This is a genomic window from Olivibacter ginsenosidimutans (genome assembly GCF_039542865.1).
In the GTDB taxonomy this organism is placed as follows: Bacteria; Bacteroidota; Bacteroidia; order Sphingobacteriales; family Sphingobacteriaceae; genus Olivibacter; species Olivibacter ginsenosidimutans.
The window spans coordinates 180,268-203,998 of the sequence record NZ_BAABIQ010000008.1; the positions used below are offsets into that span (position 1 = coordinate 180,268).

Consider the following 23,731-nt stretch of genomic DNA (forward strand, 5'->3'; position numbering starts at 1 on the left):
TCTTAACAAATTTTGATGATGACATTACATTTATTTAAATTTGATAATAGCTAGCTTCTCTATTTTAATAAAACAAGCCAATACCATGGATAAAAAGCTCAAAACACTTATACGTTGGTATGAGAAAGAAGAAAAACAGCTTGGGTTACAATTGAAACAGGCACTGAACGAAAACGATTTTTTGGCAGCCCATTATAATCAGCTTGCACTTTATAGACTTCAAAACACCTTAGAAATACATAAAATGTTGGCTGATCCACTATTTATTCAGAAAAATGCTATTCGTCAATGGATTAATCTCTATAAAAATCTTCCAAAAAACTACCCGGGTGCTCGACAGTATTTCCAGAAAAGGATTAACAAATTAAAACAAGAATTAAGGGAGTTAGAACAAAAAAAAGAAATCGTATCCTTGTCCGCTGATAATGCATTCGAACGCGCAATCATAGCCATCATAGAAAAAAAAGTAAAGCGGGCAATATTAATCTTGGATAAAGCTAAAAACGTATCGCTCACATTCTTTTTATCTGACAGAAAATTATTGATTACACTGGAAAATACACAACAATTATACGATCAATATGTTATAAGCGATAAGACGATTAGCTCGCTTAAAAAGCTGGGATTCCAATCAACAAACAACGAAGATCTATGTTTAAGTTATATACTGAACGACAATTTCAATTGCTATCAACTGAAAATAACGCTATCGCAAATTATATTCGACGTATTTCATTATCTCCACATCAGCGATGAAAAGGAAATGATGCTCCAGGAAATCGCAAACTAACGTTAAATAATCCGTAAATCATTGTAAGCAATCCAGCCTACATTTCCATTGGAGAGCTCAATCTTAACCCAGTCTCCCTCCCGCTTAGCTATCTTCACTTTTGTACCTTCATGAATAACAAACAAAGTCTTCGTTTGATCATTAGGAGCACTTTTTACATTTACTGCACCCGAAAATAAAATAGCCTCCTGATGCTTATCAAAATAACGCTGTTGTGCAGTTGCAGCTATTAAACAAACCATAGCCAACACTAAACAACTTATCCCGCTATAAAAGGCAGTTTTTTTAACCCCTACTGCTTGTGCAAAAAGATAAACGATTAAAGCCAAGAAACCCACGAAAAACAGCGTCGTGCCTAACACCGACCAGGCATTTAACGAAAAAGCCAAAATAAAACTATGCCACCATTGATTCAGAAAAAGCGGTGGAACGGTTTCTATTTTATCATCTATTTTTTGATTAGCTAACTGTAAATTAACCTTTATATCTTCATCATTGGGCGAACGTTTATACGCTTTTTCGTAATTCAAAATAGCTAGAGGGATTTCATCTAATTTATAGTAGGCATTTCCCAAGTTGAAGTAAACGGCAGTGGACTGAAAGCCATCTTTCAATAATTGTTCATAGACGGTTGCTGCCTGCTTATATTCTGACTTCGCGTAATGGCTATTCCCTTTGGTAAATAGGTCTACCGCCTTGTTTTTTCCCATCGAAAACAGGGGTATAAATATTACTATTAACCCAAGAATCAGATTTTTATGCTTTTTCAACTGCTTGGATAATATGTTTAGCTTTTTCATATACTTCTTGTTCAGATGTCCCGACAACAGGTGCATATCGTGCCATTTCGCATAAATCCAGTGTTTCGATTAATTGATCAATCAAGGAATCGCTTTTTCCTCTTAATCGTAACTGTTCAGCTATATTCTCTTTATTGAGATCGGCCGCGGCAATCGTAAACTTATCGCTTAAATACCCATATAAACCTTTATATACTGCTTCATAAAACAACTTTTTATCGCCATTTTGCAACTGTTTATGCGCATTGGCCATATGCTTTGCAGCTACTTTATTAGCATTTCTTCCTTTAACTTTCGCTAAATCTTTATGCTGCTTCCGGTACCAGCTCCGATAAAACCAAGCAGCGATAAATAGCAGCGGACCTAAAAACAATAATACCCAAAATCCTACCGAACCGAAGAAGGTGTTATCTGATAGTTTGAATTCATCTGTGTCCTTAATGTATCGAACATCTTTATCCAATAATTTGACTTCCTGTTGATCACGGGAAGAAAAGGTCGTTACATTCGATGCCGGATCACCTTTGGCCACGGCTAACGTATAGCCTTTTGTTGTAAGCGTAACGTATTTTTGTGTTGCCGGATTAAAATAGGAAAATTCAAAAGGTGCGATAGTATGACGACCTTCATGCCTCGGAATTAAAAGATAAGTATAGGTTCTACTTCCTGAAACACCATTTAAGGATTCTTGTATATTATCCGACACTTTTGGATCATACGCTTCAATGGCTGGAGGAAAAGTAAGCTTCGGTGAACGGAATAGCTTTAAATTTCCAGTTCCTGAAACTTTAAGTGTATAATTTAACGCTTCATTGGCTTTCAATTCAGAATGGTCTATGGCAGCATCGATAGAAAAATTGCCTACTGCACCTTGAAAACTGTCGGGCTTGCCATTTTCTGGCAATGATTTTACATGGATGGTAACAGGAGTACTTTTAATCTTGTATTTAACGTCTTTATAAGATCCACCAAAAATCTGTTCGATGGGGTCATTAGAAGGAACAACCTGACGAATTAAAAAAGTCATTCCCAAGGGGTCTAAAGCCAATTTCCCCGATCGCTCCGGAAATAAAATAATCTGTTTAATATCCGTAACATGATAAATTGTCCCATTAATGGTTTCCTGTGTCCATGGAATATTTTGGTTGTCATTCTTTATTTCTTGGCTCCAAAAACCATTGAAGTCGGGTAACTTGTCCAAGGCGATGTCGACAATGGATACATTCGTATATAATTTATAGGTTACAGTAATCTGTTCACCTTGGTAAACGGACGTTTTATTTGCAACCGCTTTGATAAATAAATGTTGAGCAATATCTGAATTATTTCCTGTGGTTAAATTGTCTGGTGCGGCAGCCCGATTATTACCGCTGCTTTGCGATGCCGAATTACCTTTAACGACGTTGATTTTGATGGGTTTAGACTGGTACGATTTGCCATCGATGGTAGCACTTGCCGTTCCGATAGTGTATTCGCCCTCTCTAACCGCTATCAAATCATAGCTTAAGGCGATGCTGACGGTGGTCTTTCCATTGATTGAAGTCATACTAGACGATTGATTTGGCCCACCTACAACACGAAAGTCGGAAAAACCTGGAGGATTAAACTTTTCTATATTACCATTGGCTGTGAAACTAATTTCAAAAGGTTCTCCCATAGCAATGGTACGCTTACTTACAGAAGCTTCCAAGCCAACCGTTTGGGCAAAAACGTTGCTCAGGCAGAAGGCAAATATGATAACTGCAAAATATTTTATTTTCATCTTTCTCCTACCAATCTTTTGTTATACGCCCTTTTACACCCTTTGCCTTTTTGTTCTTCAGCTTATCTTGTGTATTCTTCTCTTCGTGGTTTAATGCCTCTAACATTCTTTCTGCATCTTCTTTAGAAAGTTTATCGGGTTGCTCTTGCTTTTGTTCTCCCTGTTCATCTTGATCACTATTCGGTTGATTCTTATTTTGTTTGTTATCATCACCTTTCTGCTGTTGATCCTGATTCTTTTTGTCTTGGCTATCCTGATCTTTCTTATCTTTATTTTGATCCTGCTGATTGTTTTTATCTTGCTTATCTTGATTCTGTTTGTTGTTTTTGTCGTTATCTTTATTGTCTTTCTTTTGTTGTTGTTTTTTTAGCATTTCCTGTGCATAAGCCAGGTTATAGCGTGTTTCATCATCCTTCGGATTGTTTAACAAAGACTTTTTATAAGCTGCTATACTTTCTTCAAGCTTCTTAGATTCCAACAACGTGTTTCCTAAATTGTGATAAGCTTGCGCTTTCACATGTTTATCATCCGAAGAAGAAGCGATATCAGTAAATTTTTTGGCGGCATCATCGTATTTCTTTTGCTTATAAAATGCATCCCCAAGATTAAAATTACCTTCTATTGAAGTCTGCGATTTTTCGACCGACTGCCGGTAATACTGTTCAGCTTCCGGATATTTCTGCTGTTGGTAAAGTTGGTTACCGGTATAAATAGCCTTCTTCTCCTGCTGAGCAAAAACATATATGCTCTGTAAACTTATCAAAAAGAATAACACAAACTGCTTCATGACTTTACCTCAAATAAATTCCAAGCACTCCACTTTAAGTTCTTTCGATTGGAAATAAAAAATTCCAACACCAAAAATAACAAAGCCAAGGCAATAAACACCTGAAAACGATCTTCATAATTCTTAAAAACCTTGGTATCATAGGTTTTCTTTTCCATACTAGCGACCTGATTCATCACAATACCTAAACCGCTATTAGCATTAGACGCCCTTACGTAGACACCATGGCCAACAGCAGAAATCTCTTTACACATATTTTCATTCAGCTTACTGATGACTGTTTGACCGTGCTCATCTTTATGGAAACCTACAGGATTTCCATTTTTAAATATTGGAACTGGAGCACCTTCTGGCGAACCTAAACCTATAACATGAATAATTACATCTTTTGATACGGCCGCTTTCGCTGCAGCTACGGCATCGTCTTCATGATTCTCACCATCAGTCATCACAATCATGGCCTTAGATGTACCACTGGTTTGATCGAATGATTTCATGCCCATATTAATGGCAGCACCAATGGCTGTACCCTGAGTAGGTACAATATCCGTATTGATATTATTTAAGAAAAGTTTAGCCGCAGCATAATCTGTCGTAATAGGTAATTGTACGTAGGCTTCTCCTGCAAAAATAATAATCCCTATTCGATCGTTATGCAGATGATCGATCAATTGCGAAATAGCTCTTTTCGCGTTTTCTAAACGACTAGGAGCAAGGTCGCCAGCAAGCATACTGTTTGAAACGTCCAAAAGGATCATTAGATCTGATCCGCTTCTTTTGCCTTCTTCAACCTTGGTCCCAAGTTGTGGATTAGCGATGCCTATAATCAAGGAGGCAAAAGCCAACGAAAAAAGAACAAATTTAATGACAGGTCTGCTAAAGGATACTTGAGGTATAATGCGACTTACCGTCTTCTCATCTCCCAAAGATCTCAGTGCCTTTTTCTTCCATCGGCTAATCCATACAAATACCAATACCAATAGCGGTATCAACGCCAATCCCCATAAAAGTTGTATATATTGAAATCGTAACATAGCATTTAAGTCAAAGCTCCTTTAAACAGTGTATTTTTAAACACAAATTCCAGCAATAATATAAAAAAGGCAAACAAAGCAAAGGGCAAAAAGCGCTCTGTTTTTTTATGGTATTGTGTAACGGCAATTTTCGCTTTCTCCAATCGGTCTATTTGTTGATAAATGGCTTTTAGTTTAGCATTGTCAGTTGCCCGAAAATATTTACCTCCAGTAGTTTTAGCAATATTACTTAAAGTAGCCTCATCAATCGTAACGGGCACCTGTTGACGTTGTATGCCGAATGGTGTTTGCACCGGGTAAGGCGCATAGCCTTTTGTTCCTACGCCAACGGTGTATACCCGTACATTCATTTTCTTTGCTATTTCTGCGGCGGTAATGGGAGGAATTGAACCTGTAGTATTAGAGCCGTCGGTTAGTAAAATAACTACTTTACTTTTCGCTTCACTATCCTTTAGCCTATTGACAGCTGTAGCCAAACCCATACCAATTGCCGTTCCATCTTCAATCATACCATTGTTGATATCTTGAAAAAGATTGACCAATACATCATGATCTATGGTTAATGGACATTGCGTAAAACTTTCTCCACTAAATACTACCAAACCAATACGATCGTCTGGACGGTCTTTAATAAAATCAATCGCGATATTTTTACCGGCCTCTAATCTATTCGGTTTTAAATCTTCAGAAAGCATACTTCCCGAAATATCTGTTGCAATAATAATATCGATTCCTTCCGTTGTAGCATTTTGCCAACTTAGGGCTGATTGCGGCCTAGCTAATGCAATGACCATAGCCGTCAAAGCCAACGAACGTAAAATGATGCTGTAATATCTAAAATTAGATTTAAGCGATCTGACACGTAAAAATCCAGAAAAATTAGACATCCTTAAACTGCCCTGAAGCTGTGCATTCCTCCACCAGTACCAAGCAACCATGAGTGGAATAAGAAGAAGCAACCAAAAAAAACTGGGATTAGCGAATGTTATTCCTTTAAGCAAGTTCATCTCTTTCGGGTAATTTATCTTCTGCTTCTAAATTTCGTTCTCGCGCATCTTCAACAAATTGGATAGCATTGTCCATACTTTGCTCGTTATCAACAGGTAATGGTTGTTCCTTAGCAAACTTTACAAGATCTGCCAAACGGAGCACTTGAACCAAACGATCGCGTTGCACTTCCGTTATTTCTTTAGATTTCAATAAGACAAAAATCTCTTCTGATGTTTGTTCCATAGCCCTGATTTGATATCTTCTTTCTAAAAATTCGCGGATAATATCAGCCAACTCACTATAATACAATTTTACTTGATCTTGTTGCCACAATTGCTTATCTCTTAATTCTTTAAGTTGAGTTAACGCTACAACATCTGCTGGCAAAACCACCTGTTCATGTTCTTTTTTGGGAAGTTTTTTCCTCCTTTTTCGAACATAATATATCCCGATTAGAAGTGCCACAATACTCAATATAATTAGCAAGACCAAGACAAGATTGTCTCGCAACCAGTCCATTATACCATAGGATACTGCCAAAGGTTGCTTAATGTCGTATATAGCTTTTGTCGTATCTACGGCAACAGATTTCACCAATAAGGGCAATGGATCAGTTTTCCACGTTGTATCAGCAGTTTTAAAGGCGAATGCCGGAACAGTTTGGGTACCAGCGTCAAACGACGTAATGGTATAGGATCGGCTCAACCGCCATTGTTCTGGATGTTGCTGGTCTTTTAAGGTATCGATTTTACCAATATCAACCAGTTGTATTTTAGCGGAAAGGGTATCAGCAAGATCTGGAAACATAATGTTTTTCCTGGCTGGTAAATCAACGGTTAATCGCAACTTGGTCTGGTCGCCTAATAAAATGGTTGCGGTGTCTAAACGTGCAGAAACCTTGATTTCCTGGGCTAGTCCGTGATAACCAACACAAGTTAAGCAGAAAAGCAGGCTCCAATGGATGTACATTTTCATAGTTCTATCTTCGGGCTTCACGTTTTTTAAAAAGAGTCATCAACGGCTGTATGTATGATTGATGTGTACCAATTTTTGTATAATCGACTCCTGATCGCCTAAATGAATCTTCTAATTGACTGTTTCGTTCCAACGCAGCTTGCTTAAAGCCTTGCCTTACTTTTTTATCACTCGTGTTTACCCAAATAAGTCCACCGCTTTCTTCATCCATTACCGGTATCAAACCTAAATTGGGGAATGTCTCTTCATGCAGATCATATAATCGTAGCGCTATCAGATCATGTTTCCGATTGGCGATTTTGAGCTCATTTTCAAAAGGCGTACTCATAAAATCCGAAATGAGGAATGAAGTACATCTTTTTTTCATTACACGCGTAAAATAGCGCAACGCTTCAGCAATATTGGTTCCTCTGTGTTGAGGTTTAAAGTCAATCAATTCCCGAATAATCATTAAAATATGGCTCCTACCCTTTTTTGGAGGTATAAATTTTTCTATCTGATCACTAAAAAAAAGCACTCCTATCTTATCGTTGTTCTGAATAGCCGAAAAAGCCAAAACGGCACAAACCTCGGTAGCCAATTCCTGTTTCTGCTGTGTTTGCGTACCAAAATTCTTTGAACCACTTACATCTACCAGCAACATAACGGTCATTTCCCGTTCTTCATCAAATACTTTAACATAAGGATGATTAAATCGCGCGGTCACATTCCAGTCGATCGTCCGGATCTCATCACCCATCTGGTATTCCCGAACCTCGCTGAATGCCATCCCACGTCCTTTAAAGGCCGACTGGTATTCGCCTGAAAAAATCTGATTACTCAGACCTCTCGTTTTTATTTCAATTTTTCTTACTTTTTTTAAAAGCTCTTTAGTATCCATAAATTAGGGAACTTCTACGGCATTTAGGATTCCAGTGATGATCGATTCGGACGTTACATTTTCAGCTTCAGCCTCATAAGTTAATCCTATACGATGTCTTAACACGTCATGACAAACTGCTCTCACATCCTCCGGTATCACATATCCACGTCTCTTAATGAATGCATAGGCTTTAGCGGCCAAGGCAAGGTTGATACTAGCTCTTGGTGAAGCGCCGAAACTAATTAGGTTCTTGTAATCGGCTAATTTATATTGTTCAGGAAAACGCGTAGCAAATACAATGTCTATGATGTACTGCTCAATTTTCTCATCCATATAAACTTCCCGTACCACTTTTCTTGCTTTGAGAATATCGTCTGGATGCAATATGGTAGTCGGCTTTGGCATGCCTTGGGGGGCAATATTCGCCCGCATAATTCTTCTTTCTTCTTCTTTTTTGGGATAGCCAACAACCAATTTTAACATAAAACGGTCTACCTGTGCCTCAGGAAGAGGATACGTTCCCTCCTGTTCAATCGGATTTTGTGTTGCTAAAACCAAGAAGGGTGAAGGTAGTACAAAGGTATTATCGCCAATAGTTACCTGACGTTCTTGCATCGCTTCCAGCAAGGCGCTTTGTACTTTGGCCGGTGCACGGTTAATTTCATCAGCCAGAATAAAATTAGAGAACAAAGGCCCTTTCCGGACGATAAATTCCTCCTTTTTCTGATTATAGATCATGGTACCTAACAAATCAGCAGGCAATAGATCGGGTGTAAATTGTATCCGGCTAAAATCGGCATCGATGCATTTAGCTAGGGTATTGATGGCCAATGTTTTCGCCAATCCGGGCACTCCCTCCAATAAAATGTGCCCATCAGCCAATAAGCCAATCATCAATCGTTCAACCATATACCGTTGTCCGACGATAACTTTATCCATTTCAATAAAAAGGAGGTCTATAAAAGCACTCTCTTTTTGTATCCTTTCATTCAAAGCGCGAATATCTGTTCCGTACGATGAATGATCTGTTAAGGTATTTATATCTTCCATTTGTATCGAATATTTCTGTTGCGAAAATTAGCCAAACCTCCGGCTTCGTGCAAGGATTTGAATGGTATTTCGTGTTAAAAAATGTTAAAAAAGCAGTTTTTTTACAATCTGCCAAACCATGATTGATCTTATGCAGTTTTTAGATGATTAATTTACCACGATTATATTGGCAGAATCTCGGCCAATTCTCTGATGAGAGTTGACCTGACCACCATGTATTTTATTTTTTTATTACTAATTCAGGGTAATTTCTTAAATTAGTGATTTATTTAACTTAAGAGACAATGGCAACATTTTCAGAACTTATTAAAGGAACAACCCCAGTACTAGTCGATTTTTTTGCAACGTGGTGTGCGCCATGTAAAGTAATGGCTCCAATTTTAGACGAAGTTAAGTCTAGCTTGGGGGATAAGGTTACCATTTTAAAAGTTGACGTAGACAAAAACCCAAAGGCTGCAGCCAGTTTTCAGATACAAGGTGTTCCGACCCTAATTTTATTCAAGGAAGGACATATTAAATGGCGTCAAAGCGGTGTCGTTCAACAGCATATCCTGAAAGAGATTATTAACACCCACTCTTAAATTACATCAATTGACTTTCATAAACTAAAACCCATAAAAAAGCGCTAATTTTGAATAAATAGCAATTATCCTAACATGCGAAATAAAATTCTTATTTTAGATGATGATGAGGACATCCTATATTTCTGTTCAGTAGTATTTGAAAATCTCGACTTCGACGTTATTTCATCACCACATAGTAAAGATATTATCGAACAAGTAGAACATGCCCAACCGAATATCATTTTAATTGATAATTGGATTCCCGGGCTTGGGGGTGTAAAAGCCACCCAAGAACTAAAAGGCACACCCCACTTGCAGCAAATTCCCATTATTTTATTTTCTGCTAATAGCAATTTGCCCGCATTAGCTGAGGAAGCCGGAGCTGATAGCTATTTAAAAAAACCATTCGACTTAGACGAATTAGAAAAGCTAGCCTTATCATTACTAAAAGGCAGTTGACCGTAGGTGAATCAATGCCATGGCATTCCGTAAGATTATTCATGTAGATATGGATGCATTTTATGCATCAATCGAGCAACGGGATCATGCGACCTATCAGAACCGTCCGATAGTTGTTGGTGGTCTTCCACACCAACGTGGAGTTGTTGCTACTGCAAGTTATGAAGCGAGGGCCTTTGGGATACACTCGGCTATGCCTTCGAGTAAGGCGCAAGCGTTATGCCCTCATGTGCTATTTGTAAAACCAAGATTCGATGTTTACAAAGCCGTCTCACAAGAGATTCGCGCAATCTTTAGACGCTATACGGATGTTATTGAACCATTATCCCTAGATGAAGCTTATTTAGACGTAACTACAGATAAGTCTGATATTGGTTCTGCCCTTGAAATTGCCCAAGAAATTAAATCCGCCATAAAAAAAGAACTTTCTTTAACGGCATCGGCAGGTGTATCGGTGAACAAGTTCGTTGCAAAAATCGCTTCAGATCTCAATAAACCAGATGGTCTAACATTTATTGGCCCGTCGAAAGTCGAATCGTTTATCGAAAAGCTCCCCATAGAAAAATTCCATGGCATCGGAAAAGTGACCGCAAAAAAAATGAATAGCATGCAAATTTATACCGGCGCAGATCTCAAGCTATTTTCTAAACCAGATTTAGTCAGTCGCTTCGGAAAAGTTGGAAATTTCTATTACGATATTGTTCGTGGCGTCGATAATAGACCTGTCCAACCTTTTAGAGAACTTAAATCAATTGGCGCAGAAGACACCTTTAATGAAGACCTATTCGAATTTTCCGATTTACGTGAGGAGTTATTAATTATTGCAGCTAAAGTAGCGAAAAGACTTGAACTTAAACAGGTCAGAGGCTATACACTGACGTTAAAAATTAAATTTTCAGACTTCAAACAGATTACCCGAAACTACACACACCATGTACCAATTGTAATAGAAGAAATCCCACAGATAGCACTAGATCTTTTAAAAATTGCACCTATTGCCGACAGAGGGATTAGGTTATTGGGCATTACAATATCCAATTTTCAGCAAAACACGTCTAATGACCACCAGTTATCCCTATTCTGATGGTTACATTTTCTATTTTTAAGGTTTTCAGTGTCTTAAAATAAGTACAGCCAGGCCAATCTATCAAACCATAAAACACATTATAAATCAGCATGTTATTTCTTTTGGCTTATCAATTGCAATTTATTTAGCAACAACAAATTTAGAAAATAAGAAAATCATGAAAAAGTTATTATTATCGATTACAGCTTTACTATGTGCAACAGGAGCATTTGCTCAACAGGAGATGGGATTTGGCCTCAAGGCGGGTGTGAACTTTCCAAAGTACAATATATCGGGAAATGGAAGCAGTTCTTCATCTGATGTTGCAACCAATTTTCACATCACCGCTTTTTTAGATGCGCCAATTGCTACGGATTGGTTTTATGTTCAGCCGGGCGTATCCTTACAGGGAAAAGGAGCCAAGTTGGCTGACTACGGCGACTATAAAGTAAAACAAAGTACCATGTGGATTGAAGTACCGGTTAACTTTGTAGCTAAATTCCCAACAGCGACGGCTGGTAGTTTCTTTGTAGGCGCTGGACCTTATGTTGCCTTTGGTATTTCGGGTAAGAACAAAATTGAAAATGGATCTGGTACTGTTGAAACGGATATTCCAGACTTTGAGTTTGGTGGCGATGGGGATTTAAAATCTACTGATTTTGGTTTAAATTTTATTGGTGGGTTTGAATTCAACAACGGTTTGATGATCCATGGTGGTTACGGCTTAGGGTTAACAAACTTAGCCACCCGATATGAAGGAACGGATGTTAAACAAACGAACCGTGTTTGGACGGTAGGATTAGGATTCCGGATTTAATGGAGAATAATTTATAAGGAACCTTAAACAAAAAAGCTATCGTTTGATAGCTTTTTTGTTTAAAAAATATGCTTGTTTAATTTGTTGCTACTAGCACACCCTTATCTTAAAAATCCAATGCTGTTCTAAACATCAGCGCTCCTACGGTTAAGTTACTTCGACCATCAATTAAAATTGCAGCTCCGTTGGTCCGATTATCTTCGTAAAGATCAAAAGGAAGTATATCAGCCGTTTTTAACCGTACACGACCAATATCGTTCAATTTAAACACATCGGCACTATGCTTCTCTAATGTATTGACATCTACATTATAAACGATTTCCTGAATTTTACAGCGGGATAGTTTACTATTATGTTGAATAAAATAGGTAATAGACTGATCTAAAGGCCTTGTATCCATCCAACATAAGTCTGCCTCAACGGTTTGAGATTGATAAGGTAAGTTACGGCTATTAACGATGACATCCCCCCTACTGATATCGATATCATCTTTTAAATGAATGGTAACCGATTGACCAGCAAAAGCTTCTTCTAATACCTTATCAAATTGTTCTATTTTACTAATGACAGACTTTTGTCCAGAAGGAAGAACTGTTATCTCATCATTGACCTTAAACGTACCGCTGGCAATTTTCCCTGCATACCCACGATAGTCGTGCAAATCATCTGTCTGCGGCCGAATAACCCATTGCACTGGAAATCTAGCTTGTTCAATATCTTGATCAACAGTGATATCCACATTTTCCAGATAATGTAACAAGCTATCGCCAGTATACCATATCATCCGTTCCGACTTATCGACTACATTATCCCCTTTAAGTGCACTAACTGGGATATAAATAACTTCCTGCAAATTCAATTGATGGGCTAGCGCCTTATATTTCTGTACAATCGCATCAAAAACGGTTTCACTATAGTCTACCATATCCATCTTATTAACACATACGATGATATGTTTAATGCCCAAAAGTGAAGCCAAATAAGAATGCCTGATTGTCTGTTCTACCACTCCATTGCGGGCATCTATTAAGATGATAGCCAAATCGGCAGTAGAGGCTCCTGTTACCATATTACGGGTATATTGAATATGCCCTGGAGTATCCGCTATAATAAACTTACGTTTTTTTGTTTGAAAATATTTATAGGCAACATCAATGGTAATACCCTGCTCTCGTTCGGCCCTTAAACCATCGGTAAGAATGGCCAAATCAATTGTCCCATCATCATTTTTACGATTGGAACTTTGTAATGCTTCTAACTGATCTGCTAAAATAGAACCAGTATCATAAAGCATTCTTCCAATAAGTGTACTTTTCCCATCGTCAACACTACCTGCCGTAAAAAACTTTAAAATATTCATTTTTTTATAGTATTTGGTACCTTCTCCGTCATATCGATCCCGAGTACTCAGGATCGAGAGACCTTTATAGATAAGATCTCTCCACCTTAGTCGAAATGACGTGATATAGTAAGATTATTAAAAATACCCGCCCTTCTTACGATCCTCCATTGCTGCCTCAGAGACTTTATCATCCATACGCGCACCTCTTTCACTAATCTTCGATGCACTAATTTCTTCAATGATATCATCAATATAGGTCGCTTCAGATTCGACTGCTGCCGTACAGGTCATATCTCCAACGGTACGGAAACGCACTTTTTTTCGTATAACGACGTCTTCTTCATCCATATTCAGAAAGGGAGATGCTGCCATAAGCTGTCCATTCCGGGTAATACAATTCCGCTCATGAGCAAAATAAATAGAAGGCAATTCGATATTTTCTCTGCGAATGTAATTCCATACATCGAGTTCTGTCCAATTGCTGATTGGAAATACCCGAACATTTTCCCCTTTATGGATCTTTCCATTATAAATATTCCACAATTCAGGCCGTTGACGTTTGGGATCCCATTGCCCAAACTCATCGCGCACGGAAAAGATCCGTTCCTTAGCTCGTGCTTTTTCTTCATCTCTGCGTGCGCCTCCGATGCAGGCATCAAAACCGTGTTTGGCAATAGTGTCTAGTAAAGTAACGGTTTGCAATGCATTTCTGCTCGCGTTCTTTCCTTTTTGTTCGATAACCTTACCTTCATTTATTGAATCCTGAACATAGCCAACAATCAATTTCTCATTGATACGTTCCATCATATGATCGCGATAAGTGATCGTTTCGCCAAAGTTATGACCTGTATCAATATGCACCAATGGAAAAGGGAATTTGCCTGGTCTGAACGCTTTTTCGGCCAAACGAACCAATGTAATAGAATCCTTCCCTCCAGAAAATAAAAGCGCTGGCTTTTCAAACTGACCAGCAACCTCTCGTAAAATATGGATGGCCTCCGCTTCAAGCTGGTCTAAATAATCTAAACTGTTTTTACTCATTTCATTCGAAAATAATTTGTTTTCTAAAAACCTCGTATAACCTACCTTTCATTACCTTTTGCTAAACACGGGTCATAGCAGGTTTACCTGTATATTTTATTGTTTATGGTTCAATACTAATAGATCGGGAGGATATCATCTTATTATTGAGCGGCGTGTAAACCGCATTCTTTTTTCGATTGATCTTCCCACCACCAACGCCCGGCCCTAAAGTCTTCTCCCTCTCGAACAGCCCTTGTACAAGGTGCACAGCCAATACTCGGAAAGCCCTTATCATGCAATGTGTTATAGACAATATGGTGTTCTTTAATAAAAGACTTTACATCGCTTAAGGACCAATCAAAAATAGGATGATATTTTATGATTTGGTTGCCCTCATCCCATTCTAAATTATCCATATCATGTCTATTGGCTGATTGCTCGGCGCGGATGCCGGTAATCCAACAAAGATTACCCTCAAGTGCTCTTTTTAAGGGTTCAATTTTACGAATATAACAGCATTCCTTTCTGTTTTCAACGGACTCATAAAAGCTACTCGGCCCTTTTTTACTGACCATTCCTTCTAAAAGTTCACCATTTGGATAATAAGCGTGAATAGGTTTATTATAAATCTCTAGCGTTCTATTCCAAACATAATATGTTTCCGGAAATAGTCTTCCGGTTTCCAAAGTAAAAACGTTGATAGGAAGGTTATTTTTAAAAATAATATGAGTCAATACTTGATCTTCCCAACCAAAACTAGTTGAAAATACTACTTTACCATTGAACCTTTCGGTTAAGAAATCCAACGATGAAAGGATATCTTTACCTTTCAATTCCGCTTTCAACCTAGTTAAATCCATCGTTATCTCCTATCATTAATATTTTTTCGTCATCAATATAAAGCTTCCCTTTACGCTGCGATAAGGTGTGTCAAAAATAGGGTAATATTTCGTAAGCTTACTAACAAAACAATGATACCTACCAATACCATAATCGTTTTGGCTGATATCTTGTTAGACACTTTAGCAGCGATTGGAGCAGCTAAGGCGCTTCCTAAAATCATGCCCAAAACAGCCTCCCAATGTGCTCCTCCCAGCATAGAAATAAACGTTAGCGAACTTAATATCGCAATAAAAAATCGGGTTATTTTTACCGTACCTAAAGAAAAAAGAGGATGTCTTCCTCCCGCTATTAGGTTGGACAATACAATAGATCCCCAACCACCACCAAAAGCGGCATCTATGAAGCCACCTAAAAATCCTAATAAACCAATTTTCTCTATTTTTTTTTGTTTCTTTTTTTTCTTGATCTTAAAAGCTTTCAACAGAATGACTACGCCCAATATACCCGTATACAACGCAACCAGCGGTTTAGTATAAGCACTGTATTGTTCTAAGGAAGACAACAAGTAAGCACCTAATACCGCACCAATGACACCTGGAACCAACAAAAGTTTAAAAAGTTTCCAGTTTACATTGCCCATACGATAGTGCATCCATCCCGCAATACCATTACTCAAAACTTCAGATAAATGAATTCCCATGCTTGCCGGTGCCGGTGGAATTCCCATAGCCAAAGAAAAAGAGGATGATGTAACTCCATAAGACATCCCGATTGCCCCATCAACCAACGCAAAAATAAAACCAGCTATTAAAAAATAATAAAAAATCGGGTTAATTTCAGTAAGAAACAGTTGGAATTCAGGCTCTTTATGCCAAAATACCAATACACCAACGGCCATTGAAAAGATAATAGCCAACCAGATCAACCATTTAAAATTGACTTTAACGGTATTTTCTTCTGGTGCAACTACCAACGATGCAGTCACCGCATTCAGTTTCTTCACTTTATCAGAAAAATCACCCCGAAGCTTATGGCGCAGTTCACTCATATAGTCGAGTGTCTGATCGATTTCGTCAGGAATGCCTTCAGTTAATACCTCTTTAATTCTTTTTGCAATAGTAGGCGATTTACCGTTAGTTGATATGGCGATTTTAAGATCCCCTTTTTTAACAATAGAACCTAAATAAAAATCGCATAAATCGGGTTTATCCGCCACATTAATCAGCAAACTCCGTTCTTTAGCCGCCAAACGTATCTGTTCGTTCAATGAGTGGTCATTCGTGGCCGCTATCACCAAATGCATACCGTCCATGTCTGCGGGTTCAAATGCCTTCTGTACAATTTCTATTTGAGGATATCTTTTTGCAAAATCGTAAATACTGGGTACAAAAGATTTCGAAACAACTTTTATCCTGGCTAGTTCGCAATTATGAAGCATAGCCGCTAGTTTCTCCACGCCCACATTTCCGCCACCAACCAATATGGTATTCATGCTATTCAATTTAACAAAAACCGGAAACAATTGATTACCGGTTGTTGTGGCCTGATGCGGTGCTAAACTAGCTTCATTCTCCAGTAACTGAGACATACGATTGAATAATAGCGGCATAATTGGCATGTAGGGAAACAACTTCTCCAAATACTAAAATTGCCGGTGCCCCAACAGTATTCGTTTTAGACTTTTCAACAATAGTCGCTACATTACCTACGATTACTTTTTCGGCATTAGTAGATCCTTTTTCTATAATAGCAACGGGTAAGTCTTCCTTTGCAGCTTGCTTAAATATGGCTACAATCTCGGGAAGTTTTTTTAATCCCATTAATATAACTACTGTTGCATTAGACAAGGCTGCATGATAAATATCTTGCGATACTTCGCCGGAAGCTGTAGTGCCTGTTATTACCCAGAAACTTTCACTCAGGCCGCGATGGGTTACTGGTATTTGTTGTAAACCGGGCACGCCGATAGCACTGGAAATACCGGGAATAACCTGGACTTTAATACCTTGTTTAGTTGCGTATGCCAATTCCTCATAACCTCTCCCAAAAACAAAAGGATCTCCTCCTTTTAGGCGCACAACATGTTCAAAATTTAATGCATAATCCACCATTAATCGATTAACGGCATCTTGGGAGTAACTATGTTCTCCTGAACGTTTTCCCACATAAACTTTTGTGGCATGAGCGGGAACAAAATTTAAAAGCTCTTCACCCACCAATGCATCGTACAACACTACATCAGCGCTTTGTAATGCTTTAAGTCCCTTCAGTGTAAGCAACTCGGGATCACCTGGTCCTGCACCTACTAAAGTTATTTTTGGAATTTTATTTTCTCTCTCCATTACTGTAATACCGTTTCTCTTTTTGACTTAGTTAATTCCAAAAACTGTGCTGCACGTTCGATATATATCCGAGCAAATGATTCAGAAGGCTCTTGTTTATTAATTTCCAAAACCAGATCGGAAAAAGTAGCAGGCAAAGTGAATTCTCCGCTTTGTACATAGTGTAGATCAAAATCTTTAATCACTCCTATTTGTGTACTGCTATTCACACCTTTATCCAATAGCATGGCCTTCGCACAACTGATGAAGGTACTATAAGCGTGGTATATCGCATCAGCCCATGACTGGTTATTTAACGCTTGTTTTGACCAATCCAATTTTTCTTCAGCTTCAAAGAGTAATGTTGCTACCAAATCGATCATTACTCCTGCACATTCGCCCACGCCAATAGCCGTTGTAAATGTCTCTTCGTGTCCCCAATCAACAAACTCATCCTCTCTCAAGTTGCTAAGATCTGCTAATGGCTTTAACAATTGATAGAAGTAATCCTTACCTTGTCTATCATAATAGTTATGAAATCGCTCATTAGGAGTGCTATTTGCTTTGTAGTCGTTCAATAAAAACCGTAACACATCAGTGGCTCTTTTTGACGGTGTTTTAATAACCCGCTCTGCTGCCCTGCCAAGTCCATCTCCTACTGTACCACCACCCAACATTACCTGCACTGCAGGCACTACCTTGCCATTGGCTTTTAGCGAACTTCCATGAAAACCAATCTCGGCAAGTCCGTGCTGACCACAAGAGTTCATGCAACCGCTGATTTTGATATTGATATCGTTGTTGAAAGCAAACTCCGGAAACTCCTGGTAAATAAGGTCCTCTAAAACAACTGCTAATGTCATACTATTGGATATACCCAAATTACAGGTATCGGTACCTGGGCATGTGGTCACATCAGCAACGGTATTAAATCCTATTTTTGCAAAGCCTATACTATTTAATGCATTGAACAATGCAGGAAGATTGGCTTTTGGAACAAATTTTAAAAGCAAGCCTTGGTTTTGTGTGACGCGAATCTCATCAGCAACCAATGGTTTAATCAGTTGAATAAATTGGCGAGCAATATCCGTTTTGATATCACCTATTAATACTTTAACATAAACGCCAAAATATCCTTTTTGCTTTTGTTCAAAAACGTTGGTTTTTAACCAATGTTCATAATGCTGCAAATCTGTATCGCTTATTTCCTCTATAAGAGACGCCGACGGAATAGTAGGTAGTGCTATAGTCTCTCTGTCGATTGGATAATACTGGTTTTTAATCGCCTTTTTCTCTTCTGCGATCAAACGTATGACTTCCTCAAGTCCTAACTTCTGGATGAGGTATTTCATACGCGCCTTATTCCGATTATTCCGTTCTCCATAGCGGTCAAAAACACGGATTACATTTTCAATAAAAGGAATCAGCTCATCTTCTGGTAAAAAATCGTGTACAGGGTAAGCCAGCATCGGTTGAGCGCCCAATCCTCCACCTATAGCGACCTTAAATCCACGATTTCCTACTGTATCTATTTTGGGAATTAAACCAATATCGTGTACATAACTGTAAGCCGTGTCTTTTTCACTGGATGAAAATGCAATTTTAAACTTACGACCCATTTCCTGACAAATGGGATTTCTTAAAAAGTAGGCGAAAGCGGCGTGCGCATAGGGAGACACGTCAAATGGCTCATCCGGGTCAATACCTGCCGTTGGTGAGGCGGTTACATTTCTAACCGTATTACCACATGCCTCACGGATAGTGATGTCGTCTTCTGCTAATTTAGCCCATAATTCAGGCGTACGATCCAAACTAACGAAGTGAATTTGAATATCCTGACGTGTTGTCAAATGCATATTTCCACTACCATATTCATCTGCAATATCCGCAATACGCAAAAATTGTTTGAAAGTGACCTTACCAAAAGGCAGCTTAATGCGCACCATTTGTACCCCTGGCTGCCTTTGGCCATAAATTCCCCTCGCCAAACGAAGACTTTTAAATTTGTCTTCATGAATACCCCCTTCGCGAAAAGCACGTATCTTCTTTTCAAGATTAATGATATCTTGCTCCACCACAGGATTTTCTAATTCCGTTCTAAAACTTTGCATCTTACTCTTCTAAATTAGCATTGGTTTTAACTGAACAATTATTAAGACAGCGCCCAATCAATTATCAAAAATACAAAAAATATTAAAAAACATTACCAAACAACTAAAACAAGAAAGTTTATTTAATCAAGCTTACAATATTTCCATAGGGCAAATATATAAAGTATATCGTATTAGTAGTATTAATAAATCGTTTTTTTTTCTTTTTTTGACCAAACACTTACAACCTTGGTTCACTCTCATTGAAGGAATAAATAAAAACATCCGACCAAACCCTTATTTTCTTTGAAGATTTTATTAGGTTTGGATTGAAAAAATACCGTGATGAATTATTTAACATCAATTATTTCGGTTGTCTGCTTTTTCTGCTTTTTAACCTATGGCAAGGCATCTCAACCATTAAATCTGAACAATTTCATTGTAAAAGAAAGCTTAATAAAAAATGGGAAATTGGCTATTGTAGCATGTGACTCTGCCGATGTTCCTACCGATAAAGTATCTGGAACTTTTGTATTCGTCATCAACGGTTTCAAACAAACCTTATCGTTCCATGATGGTGTAGCCCTATCACCACAAGAAATAGATCAATCATCTTTTGTATTTATCAAGCATGAAAACGTCCTAGGCACTCACAGTAAACTATATTATGCTTATAAATCCGCTAACGGATTACAACTCATCAAAATAAATTGGGTTTTCTTACTATTGGTTCCTTTACTGATCATATTTATAGCGACCATTTACAAAAGGCTAATCTTCCTGGCCATTATCGTCTTGCTTGCCTTAACCTATTTCAATTATCATAAAGGGCTTAGTTTTGAAGGGATTTTTGAAACGATATCTTCAGGGATAAAGAGCTTCCTTTAGAGCAGGAAGTGAAAAGCAGAAAGCCTTAAAGCTGCCGATTTCACAAAGGCAACGCACAATAGGCAACGGGCAACGCACAACTAAAAAGGCATGCCTATCCCAAAATTATATTGTAAAAAATTATAAGTATCGGGACCATTTGTTTTTTTATAGGCGTCTTTAAAGTCCCCACTATGAAACAATTCCGTTATCACCCATTGATCTTTTCCAGCAAATTGAGGATCCTTTACTTTCAGTCCGGCGTCAAAGCGAAATACAAAATACTGCAAATCAAACCGTAAGCCAGCACCAGCACCAATGGCCATTTGTCCTAGGAATTTATCAAATTTAAACTCGCCACCAGGATTCTCCTCTGTTTCCCTAAGTCGCCAAATATTACCGATATCGGCAAAAGTAGCGCCCTTCAACTTAGCTCCAAAAAAATCGTTCACTAATTTAAACCGATATTCAAAATTGCTAACGATCTTAATTTCCCCAAGTTGATCCAGGTTTCTTAACCTATTCCGTAAATCTTCTGTCAAAACCGATCGGTTGTAATTCCCCGGACCTAAGGTGCGCGCTTGCCATGCCCGCAAATCATTCATTCCCCCACCAAAAAACTGCTTTTCAAAAATTAAAAACTCATGATTATTTCCAAAAGGGACACCAATTCCAGCATTTATTCTAGCGACGAACTGTCTATCGCCTCCCAAATAACGATAAACCCTAAAATCCGTTTCGGCCTTGATATATTGGAGATATGGGACATTCAAAATAGTATTCTGGCCAAGATCATTTTTCTTAAAAGGGATGATTTTACTTAACAAATTCAAGGTATTTCCACTTAAATCAAGCGCCCCTCTGAAAAACAAAAAATCATCATAAGTATTGAGCCTAATGGTATTAAATGTATAGGCGTATTGACTACCGATACCAAAATAGGCCCTATCATTACTTTTCACATACAATTCGTAACCTTCTTTTTGCAGATAATCTTTAAAATTATTATCCAATCTACCAAGACGATATTCTAATGAAAGCGGAGTTACGCTATGTAATTTATACTTGGTGTCATACCAGTTATAGGTAATGGAATTAATAACATACCGGTTGCTATAGGTATTTAATTGATCAAAAATCTGCCAATTAGTCGAAAAAATAGTATGGGGCATACCATTTTTTCCTATTAAGGGAATACGAAAAGGTACGAGCAATCTTGGAATACTCAAATTAGCACCAAATTGAAAATCCTGATTCCAAACCTCATTCCACAAAGGTCCTCCCAAACCGGAGTCAAAAAGCACCCCGTAACGCGCTTTAATTTCTAATTGTTCAGAGCCTCCGAACAAATTTCTATTCGTGTAGGTATTACCAATATTAAAACCGCTTCGTCCGGAAGTAAAGGTATATTCCCCTTCTACGCGGTTCGACATCCGTTTTAACGGAATCAATTCATAATTGACCTTAAGCGAAGTAGAGTCCTTTTTCTTATAATTAGTCCGTATTGCCCGGAAACTATTCAATTCATACAGTCTATCATAGGTAAGGTTCTCTTTTTCAATATCAAAGCTTTCGCCTTTTCTTGGATAAATATAGCGAATCAGCGGTTTCGGACGGAAACGATGTGAATAATCGATAATAGTTAATGCACCCGGCATAGCTGTTTTAGTAGGCACGCTGTCGCCAAGTTCTCCGTCACTATCTTTAATAACCACTTCACTGCTATCTATTTTAAAAACCGTATGCGCGGTTTTCCCTTCGGGATTATCAATAAACAGTTTTACATCGGCCAAGCTACTGTTCATGTTTGTATCCACCTCGAAACGTACATATTGACGCACGTAATCGTAGTAGCCTTTGTGCTTCATCAAATCGTAAATCGTTTCTCTCTCCCTTGCTAAGCTATCGGCATCAAAGCGCATTCCCCCTCTGATTGTTGGATGATTAGTGATATAACTCTGATAAATTTCGGCGACCTGCGGATCAGCAATCTCTTGTTCGACATTCCGAATTTTAAAGGCTCCCCCCTGTTCAGCATTAAAAATGATTTTAGCCTTCTTTTTCCTAACGTAAATTTTGCTCTTTACCTCGGCATTGAAATATCCTTTAGATGCTAAAAAACGTTGAATTTGATTTCTTGACAGCTCTACCAATGAACTATCCAATATACTCGGCGGCTCCCCTACATTTCTGATTTTATCGGTTCTATATTTTCCACCTTTGCTATTGGCGAAGTTATAAATGAAAAGATTAATAGAAGAATTTGGCTGAATTTCCTTTTGGATATAAGTTGATGCTTCGTCTTTGAATTCTTTGTTTACTCCGTATAATTTTACCTTTGTAACCAAAGCCTGGTCGTCGTTTAACAATCTTGTAGATCGGCAAGATGAAGTAAGTAGCAACAAAAACGCTATAATTGCATATAAAAATAAATCAAGTAATCGTGATGCTCCCAAAGTCTCAGCTTCAATTTATAAAATCCTTACATCAAAAAAAATTCAGAAAAGAACACGGGTTCTTTATTGTTGAAGGTTTAAAATCCATAACGGAATTTCTTTATTCAGATTATGTCATTCACAGTATTTATTATCTCTCAAAAGTAGAACCAAAAATCGATATTTTTCCTAAAAATATAAAACATTATCTTATTTCTGAAAAAGAACTGGCCGCGATAAGTTCACTTAAAACCCCACAGGGCATATTAGCGATAATCTACCTGCCACCACAAAAAGAAATCGATGAGAATTTGCTAAAAAATACTTTTTCCCTTGTTTTGGACAATGTTCAAGATCCGGGTAACCTTGGCACAGTTATTCGTACAGCCGACTGGTTTGGGGTACCCAATATTATCTGTTCACTGGATACAGTTGAAGCATTTAACCCTAAAGTGGTTCAGGCTACCATGGGTTCTTTGGCTCATATAGCCCTATTCTATACAGACTTGTCCCTTTTCCTAGCCAAAACATCCATTCCGGTTTATGCAGCCTTACTTACTGGAGAATCCATCTATAAAACTACTTTTGGAAACGAAGGATTAATTTTATTAGGTAATGAAGGCAACGGCATTAATAAATCGTTAATAATGGAACAAACGAAAGGCATAACGATACCTCGTTTTGGAAAGGCAGAATCGTTAAATGTTGCCATATCGGCCGCCATATTTTGTTCTGAGATTAAACGACTTCTTAGGTAAGCTATCTGTTCTACTTTTTATTCGTAAAATAATTATTTTTTCAAGGCACTCATGTTACTTCATGGCCTGGAAGAAAGTTGAACAAAATTTAAAGCAA

The 23,731-nt window shown here is 38.1% G+C and carries 22 protein-coding genes; 7 read left to right on the forward strand and 15 right to left on the reverse strand.

What is annotated here, in order from left to right; translation table 11 throughout:
• The first annotated feature begins 85 nt into the window (after window positions 1–85).
• Window positions 86–790: a hypothetical protein gene (locus ABD930_RS08040; RefSeq protein ID WP_345231203.1), complete on the forward strand. Its 705-nt coding sequence runs from the start codon at window positions 86–88 to the stop codon at window positions 788–790.
• A gap of 2 nt (window positions 791–792) precedes the next feature.
• Here ABD930_RS08040 and ABD930_RS08045 read toward each other — a convergent pair whose 3' ends face one another.
• The 8 genes from ABD930_RS08045 to ABD930_RS08080 are packed head-to-tail and all read right to left on the reverse strand — an operon-like array spanning window position 793 to window position 9,050.
• Window positions 793–1,500: a tetratricopeptide repeat protein gene (locus tag ABD930_RS08045; protein ID WP_345231204.1), complete on the reverse strand. Its 708-nt coding sequence runs from the start codon at window positions 1,498–1,500 to the stop codon at window positions 793–795.
• Between the two features lie 46 nt (window positions 1,501–1,546).
• Window positions 1,547–3,352 (reverse strand): BatD family protein, encoded by a 1,806-nt coding sequence (locus ABD930_RS08050; protein ID WP_345231205.1) that lies wholly within the window; start codon window positions 3,350–3,352, stop codon window positions 1,547–1,549.
• A 7-nt stretch (window positions 3,353–3,359) separates the two neighbouring features.
• On the reverse strand, window positions 3,360–4,139 hold the full coding sequence (locus ABD930_RS08055) for a tetratricopeptide repeat protein (RefSeq protein ID WP_345231206.1): 780 nt from the start codon (window positions 4,137–4,139) through the stop codon (window positions 3,360–3,362).
• A complete protein-coding gene (locus ABD930_RS08060) occupies window positions 4,136–5,173 on the reverse strand; it encodes a vWA domain-containing protein (RefSeq protein ID WP_345231207.1) in 1,038 nt (345 codons plus the stop codon). Before ABD930_RS08060 ends, ABD930_RS08055 begins: the two co-directional genes overlap by 4 nt.
• A 5-nt stretch (window positions 5,174–5,178) precedes the next feature.
• Entirely contained in the window at window positions 5,179–6,180 is a 1,002-nt protein-coding gene (locus ABD930_RS08065) for a vWA domain-containing protein (protein WP_345231208.1), read from the reverse strand.
• The gene (locus tag ABD930_RS08070) at window positions 6,167–7,138 is read right to left on the reverse strand and encodes a hypothetical protein (RefSeq protein ID WP_345231209.1); all 972 of its coding nucleotides are present in this window, start codon (window positions 7,136–7,138) and stop codon (window positions 6,167–6,169) included. The genes ABD930_RS08065 and ABD930_RS08070 overlap by 14 nt, the downstream gene beginning before the upstream one ends.
• A 4-nt stretch (window positions 7,139–7,142) precedes the next feature.
• The gene (locus ABD930_RS08075) at window positions 7,143–8,018 is read right to left on the reverse strand and encodes a DUF58 domain-containing protein (RefSeq protein WP_345231210.1); all 876 of its coding nucleotides are present in this window, start codon (window positions 8,016–8,018) and stop codon (window positions 7,143–7,145) included.
• A 3-nt stretch (window positions 8,019–8,021) separates the two neighbouring features.
• Window positions 8,022–9,050 carry an AAA family ATPase gene (locus ABD930_RS08080; protein ID WP_425571114.1) on the reverse strand — a complete coding sequence of 343 codons (1,029 nt, stop codon included), beginning with the start codon at window positions 9,048–9,050 and terminating at the stop codon, window positions 8,022–8,024.
• A 284-nt stretch (window positions 9,051–9,334) separates the two neighbouring features.
• Between ABD930_RS08080 and trxA the strand changes: the two genes are divergently transcribed.
• The 4 genes from trxA to ABD930_RS08100 all read left to right on the forward strand — a co-directional run bounded on the left by trxA (window position 9,335) and on the right by ABD930_RS08100 (window position 11,955).
• Window positions 9,335–9,631, forward strand: coding sequence for a thioredoxin (gene trxA / locus ABD930_RS08085; protein ID WP_345231211.1), 297 nt, complete (start codon window positions 9,335–9,337; stop codon window positions 9,629–9,631).
• A gap of 75 nt (window positions 9,632–9,706) precedes the next feature.
• A complete protein-coding gene (locus ABD930_RS08090; RefSeq protein WP_345231212.1) occupies window positions 9,707–10,072 on the forward strand; it encodes a response regulator in 366 nt (121 codons plus the stop codon).
• A 19-nt stretch (window positions 10,073–10,091) separates the two neighbouring features.
• Complete coding sequence (gene dinB / locus ABD930_RS08095) at window positions 10,092–11,156, forward strand: DNA polymerase IV (RefSeq protein ID WP_345231213.1); 1,065 nt, start codon at window positions 10,092–10,094, stop codon at window positions 11,154–11,156.
• Window positions 11,157–11,316: 160 nt separating this feature from the next.
• A complete protein-coding gene (locus tag ABD930_RS08100; protein WP_345231214.1) occupies window positions 11,317–11,955 on the forward strand; it encodes an outer membrane beta-barrel protein in 639 nt (212 codons plus the stop codon).
• A 106-nt stretch (window positions 11,956–12,061) separates the two neighbouring features.
• Here ABD930_RS08100 and ABD930_RS08105 read toward each other — a convergent pair whose 3' ends face one another.
• From ABD930_RS08105 to ABD930_RS08130, 6 genes are all read right to left on the reverse strand, one after another.
• Window positions 12,062–13,315 (reverse strand): sulfate adenylyltransferase subunit 1, encoded by a 1,254-nt coding sequence (locus ABD930_RS08105; RefSeq protein ID WP_345231215.1) that lies wholly within the window; start codon window positions 13,313–13,315, stop codon window positions 12,062–12,064.
• Window positions 13,316–13,432: 117 nt separating this feature from the next.
• A complete protein-coding gene (cysD, locus tag ABD930_RS08110) occupies window positions 13,433–14,338 on the reverse strand; it encodes a sulfate adenylyltransferase subunit CysD (protein WP_345231216.1) in 906 nt (301 codons plus the stop codon).
• Between the two features lie 143 nt (window positions 14,339–14,481).
• Window positions 14,482–15,180, reverse strand: coding sequence for a phosphoadenylyl-sulfate reductase (locus tag ABD930_RS08115; protein WP_345231217.1), 699 nt, complete (start codon window positions 15,178–15,180; stop codon window positions 14,482–14,484).
• A 50-nt stretch (window positions 15,181–15,230) separates the two neighbouring features.
• Window positions 15,231–16,751, reverse strand: coding sequence for a TSUP family transporter (locus tag ABD930_RS08120; protein WP_345231218.1), 1,521 nt, complete (start codon window positions 16,749–16,751; stop codon window positions 15,231–15,233).
• Window positions 16,729–17,505 carry a uroporphyrinogen-III C-methyltransferase gene (gene cobA, locus ABD930_RS08125; RefSeq protein ID WP_345231219.1) on the reverse strand — a complete coding sequence of 259 codons (777 nt, stop codon included), beginning with the start codon at window positions 17,503–17,505 and terminating at the stop codon, window positions 16,729–16,731. Before cobA ends, ABD930_RS08120 begins: the two co-directional genes overlap by 23 nt.
• Window positions 17,505–19,595: a HEPN domain-containing protein gene (locus ABD930_RS08130; RefSeq protein ID WP_345231220.1), complete on the reverse strand. Its 2,091-nt coding sequence runs from the start codon at window positions 19,593–19,595 to the stop codon at window positions 17,505–17,507. Before ABD930_RS08130 ends, cobA begins: the two co-directional genes overlap by 1 nt.
• 324 nt (window positions 19,596–19,919) lie before the next feature.
• On the opposite strand from ABD930_RS08130, the gene ABD930_RS08135 reads away from it, so the two are divergent.
• The gene (locus ABD930_RS08135; RefSeq protein ID WP_345231221.1) at window positions 19,920–20,462 is read left to right on the forward strand and encodes a hypothetical protein; all 543 of its coding nucleotides are present in this window, start codon (window positions 19,920–19,922) and stop codon (window positions 20,460–20,462) included.
• An 80-nt stretch (window positions 20,463–20,542) separates the two neighbouring features.
• Here the strand turns inward: ABD930_RS08135 and tamL are convergent, their stop codons facing one another.
• Window positions 20,543–22,897 carry a translocation and assembly module lipoprotein TamL gene (tamL, locus tag ABD930_RS08140; RefSeq protein WP_486348635.1) on the reverse strand — a complete coding sequence of 785 codons (2,355 nt, stop codon included), beginning with the start codon at window positions 22,895–22,897 and terminating at the stop codon, window positions 20,543–20,545.
• Between tamL and ABD930_RS08145 the strand changes: the two genes are divergently transcribed.
• Window positions 22,888–23,634, forward strand: coding sequence for a TrmH family RNA methyltransferase (locus ABD930_RS08145; RefSeq protein WP_345231328.1), 747 nt, complete (start codon window positions 22,888–22,890; stop codon window positions 23,632–23,634). The genes tamL and ABD930_RS08145 overlap by 10 nt on opposite strands.
• The last annotated feature ends 97 nt before the right edge of the window (window positions 23,635–23,731 follow it).

Excerpts from the sequence above, each read along its gene's own strand:
- ABD930_RS08075 (WP_345231210.1), bottom strand. The coding sequence starts at position 8,018 with ATGGATACTAAAGAGCTTTTAAAAAAAGTAAGAAAAATTGAAATAAAA.
- ABD930_RS08090 (WP_345231212.1), top strand. The coding sequence starts at position 9,707 with ATGCGAAATAAAATTCTTATTTTAGATGATGATGAGGACATCCTATAT.
- trxA (WP_345231211.1), top strand. The coding sequence starts at position 9,335 with ATGGCAACATTTTCAGAACTTATTAAAGGAACAACCCCAGTACTAGTC.
- ABD930_RS08080 (WP_425571114.1), bottom strand. The coding sequence starts at position 9,050 with ATGGAAGATATAAATACCTTAACAGATCATTCATCGTACGGAACAGAT.
- ABD930_RS08065 (WP_345231208.1), bottom strand. The coding sequence starts at position 6,180 with ATGAACTTGCTTAAAGGAATAACATTCGCTAATCCCAGTTTTTTTTGG.
- ABD930_RS08070 (WP_345231209.1), bottom strand. The coding sequence starts at position 7,138 with ATGAAAATGTACATCCATTGGAGCCTGCTTTTCTGCTTAACTTGTGTT.
- cysD (WP_345231216.1), bottom strand. The coding sequence starts at position 14,338 with ATGAGTAAAAACAGTTTAGATTATTTAGACCAGCTTGAAGCGGAGGCC.
- ABD930_RS08145 (WP_345231328.1), top strand. The coding sequence starts at position 22,888 with ATGCTCCCAAAGTCTCAGCTTCAATTTATAAAATCCTTACATCAAAAA.
- ABD930_RS08060 (WP_345231207.1), bottom strand. The coding sequence starts at position 5,173 with ATGTTACGATTTCAATATATACAACTTTTATGGGGATTGGCGTTGATA.
- ABD930_RS08120 (WP_345231218.1), bottom strand. The coding sequence starts at position 16,751 with ATGTCTCAGTTACTGGAGAATGAAGCTAGTTTAGCACCGCATCAGGCC.
- dinB (WP_345231213.1), top strand. The coding sequence starts at position 10,092 with ATGGCATTCCGTAAGATTATTCATGTAGATATGGATGCATTTTATGCA.
- ABD930_RS08105 (WP_345231215.1), bottom strand. The coding sequence starts at position 13,315 with ATGAATATTTTAAAGTTTTTTACGGCAGGTAGTGTTGACGATGGGAAA.
- ABD930_RS08100 (WP_345231214.1), top strand. The coding sequence starts at position 11,317 with ATGAAAAAGTTATTATTATCGATTACAGCTTTACTATGTGCAACAGGA.
- cobA (WP_345231219.1), bottom strand. The coding sequence starts at position 17,505 with ATGGAGAGAGAAAATAAAATTCCAAAAATAACTTTAGTAGGTGCAGGA.
- ABD930_RS08045 (WP_345231204.1), bottom strand. The coding sequence starts at position 1,500 with ATGGGAAAAAACAAGGCGGTAGACCTATTTACCAAAGGGAATAGCCAT.
- ABD930_RS08040 (WP_345231203.1), top strand. The coding sequence starts at position 86 with ATGGATAAAAAGCTCAAAACACTTATACGTTGGTATGAGAAAGAAGAA.
- ABD930_RS08055 (WP_345231206.1), bottom strand. The coding sequence starts at position 4,139 with ATGAAGCAGTTTGTGTTATTCTTTTTGATAAGTTTACAGAGCATATAT.
- ABD930_RS08130 (WP_345231220.1), bottom strand. The coding sequence starts at position 19,595 with ATGCAAAGTTTTAGAACGGAATTAGAAAATCCTGTGGTGGAGCAAGAT.
- ABD930_RS08135 (WP_345231221.1), top strand. The coding sequence starts at position 19,920 with ATGAATTATTTAACATCAATTATTTCGGTTGTCTGCTTTTTCTGCTTT.
- ABD930_RS08115 (WP_345231217.1), bottom strand. The coding sequence starts at position 15,180 with ATGGATTTAACTAGGTTGAAAGCGGAATTGAAAGGTAAAGATATCCTT.
- ABD930_RS08050 (WP_345231205.1), bottom strand. The coding sequence starts at position 3,352 with ATGAAAATAAAATATTTTGCAGTTATCATATTTGCCTTCTGCCTGAGC.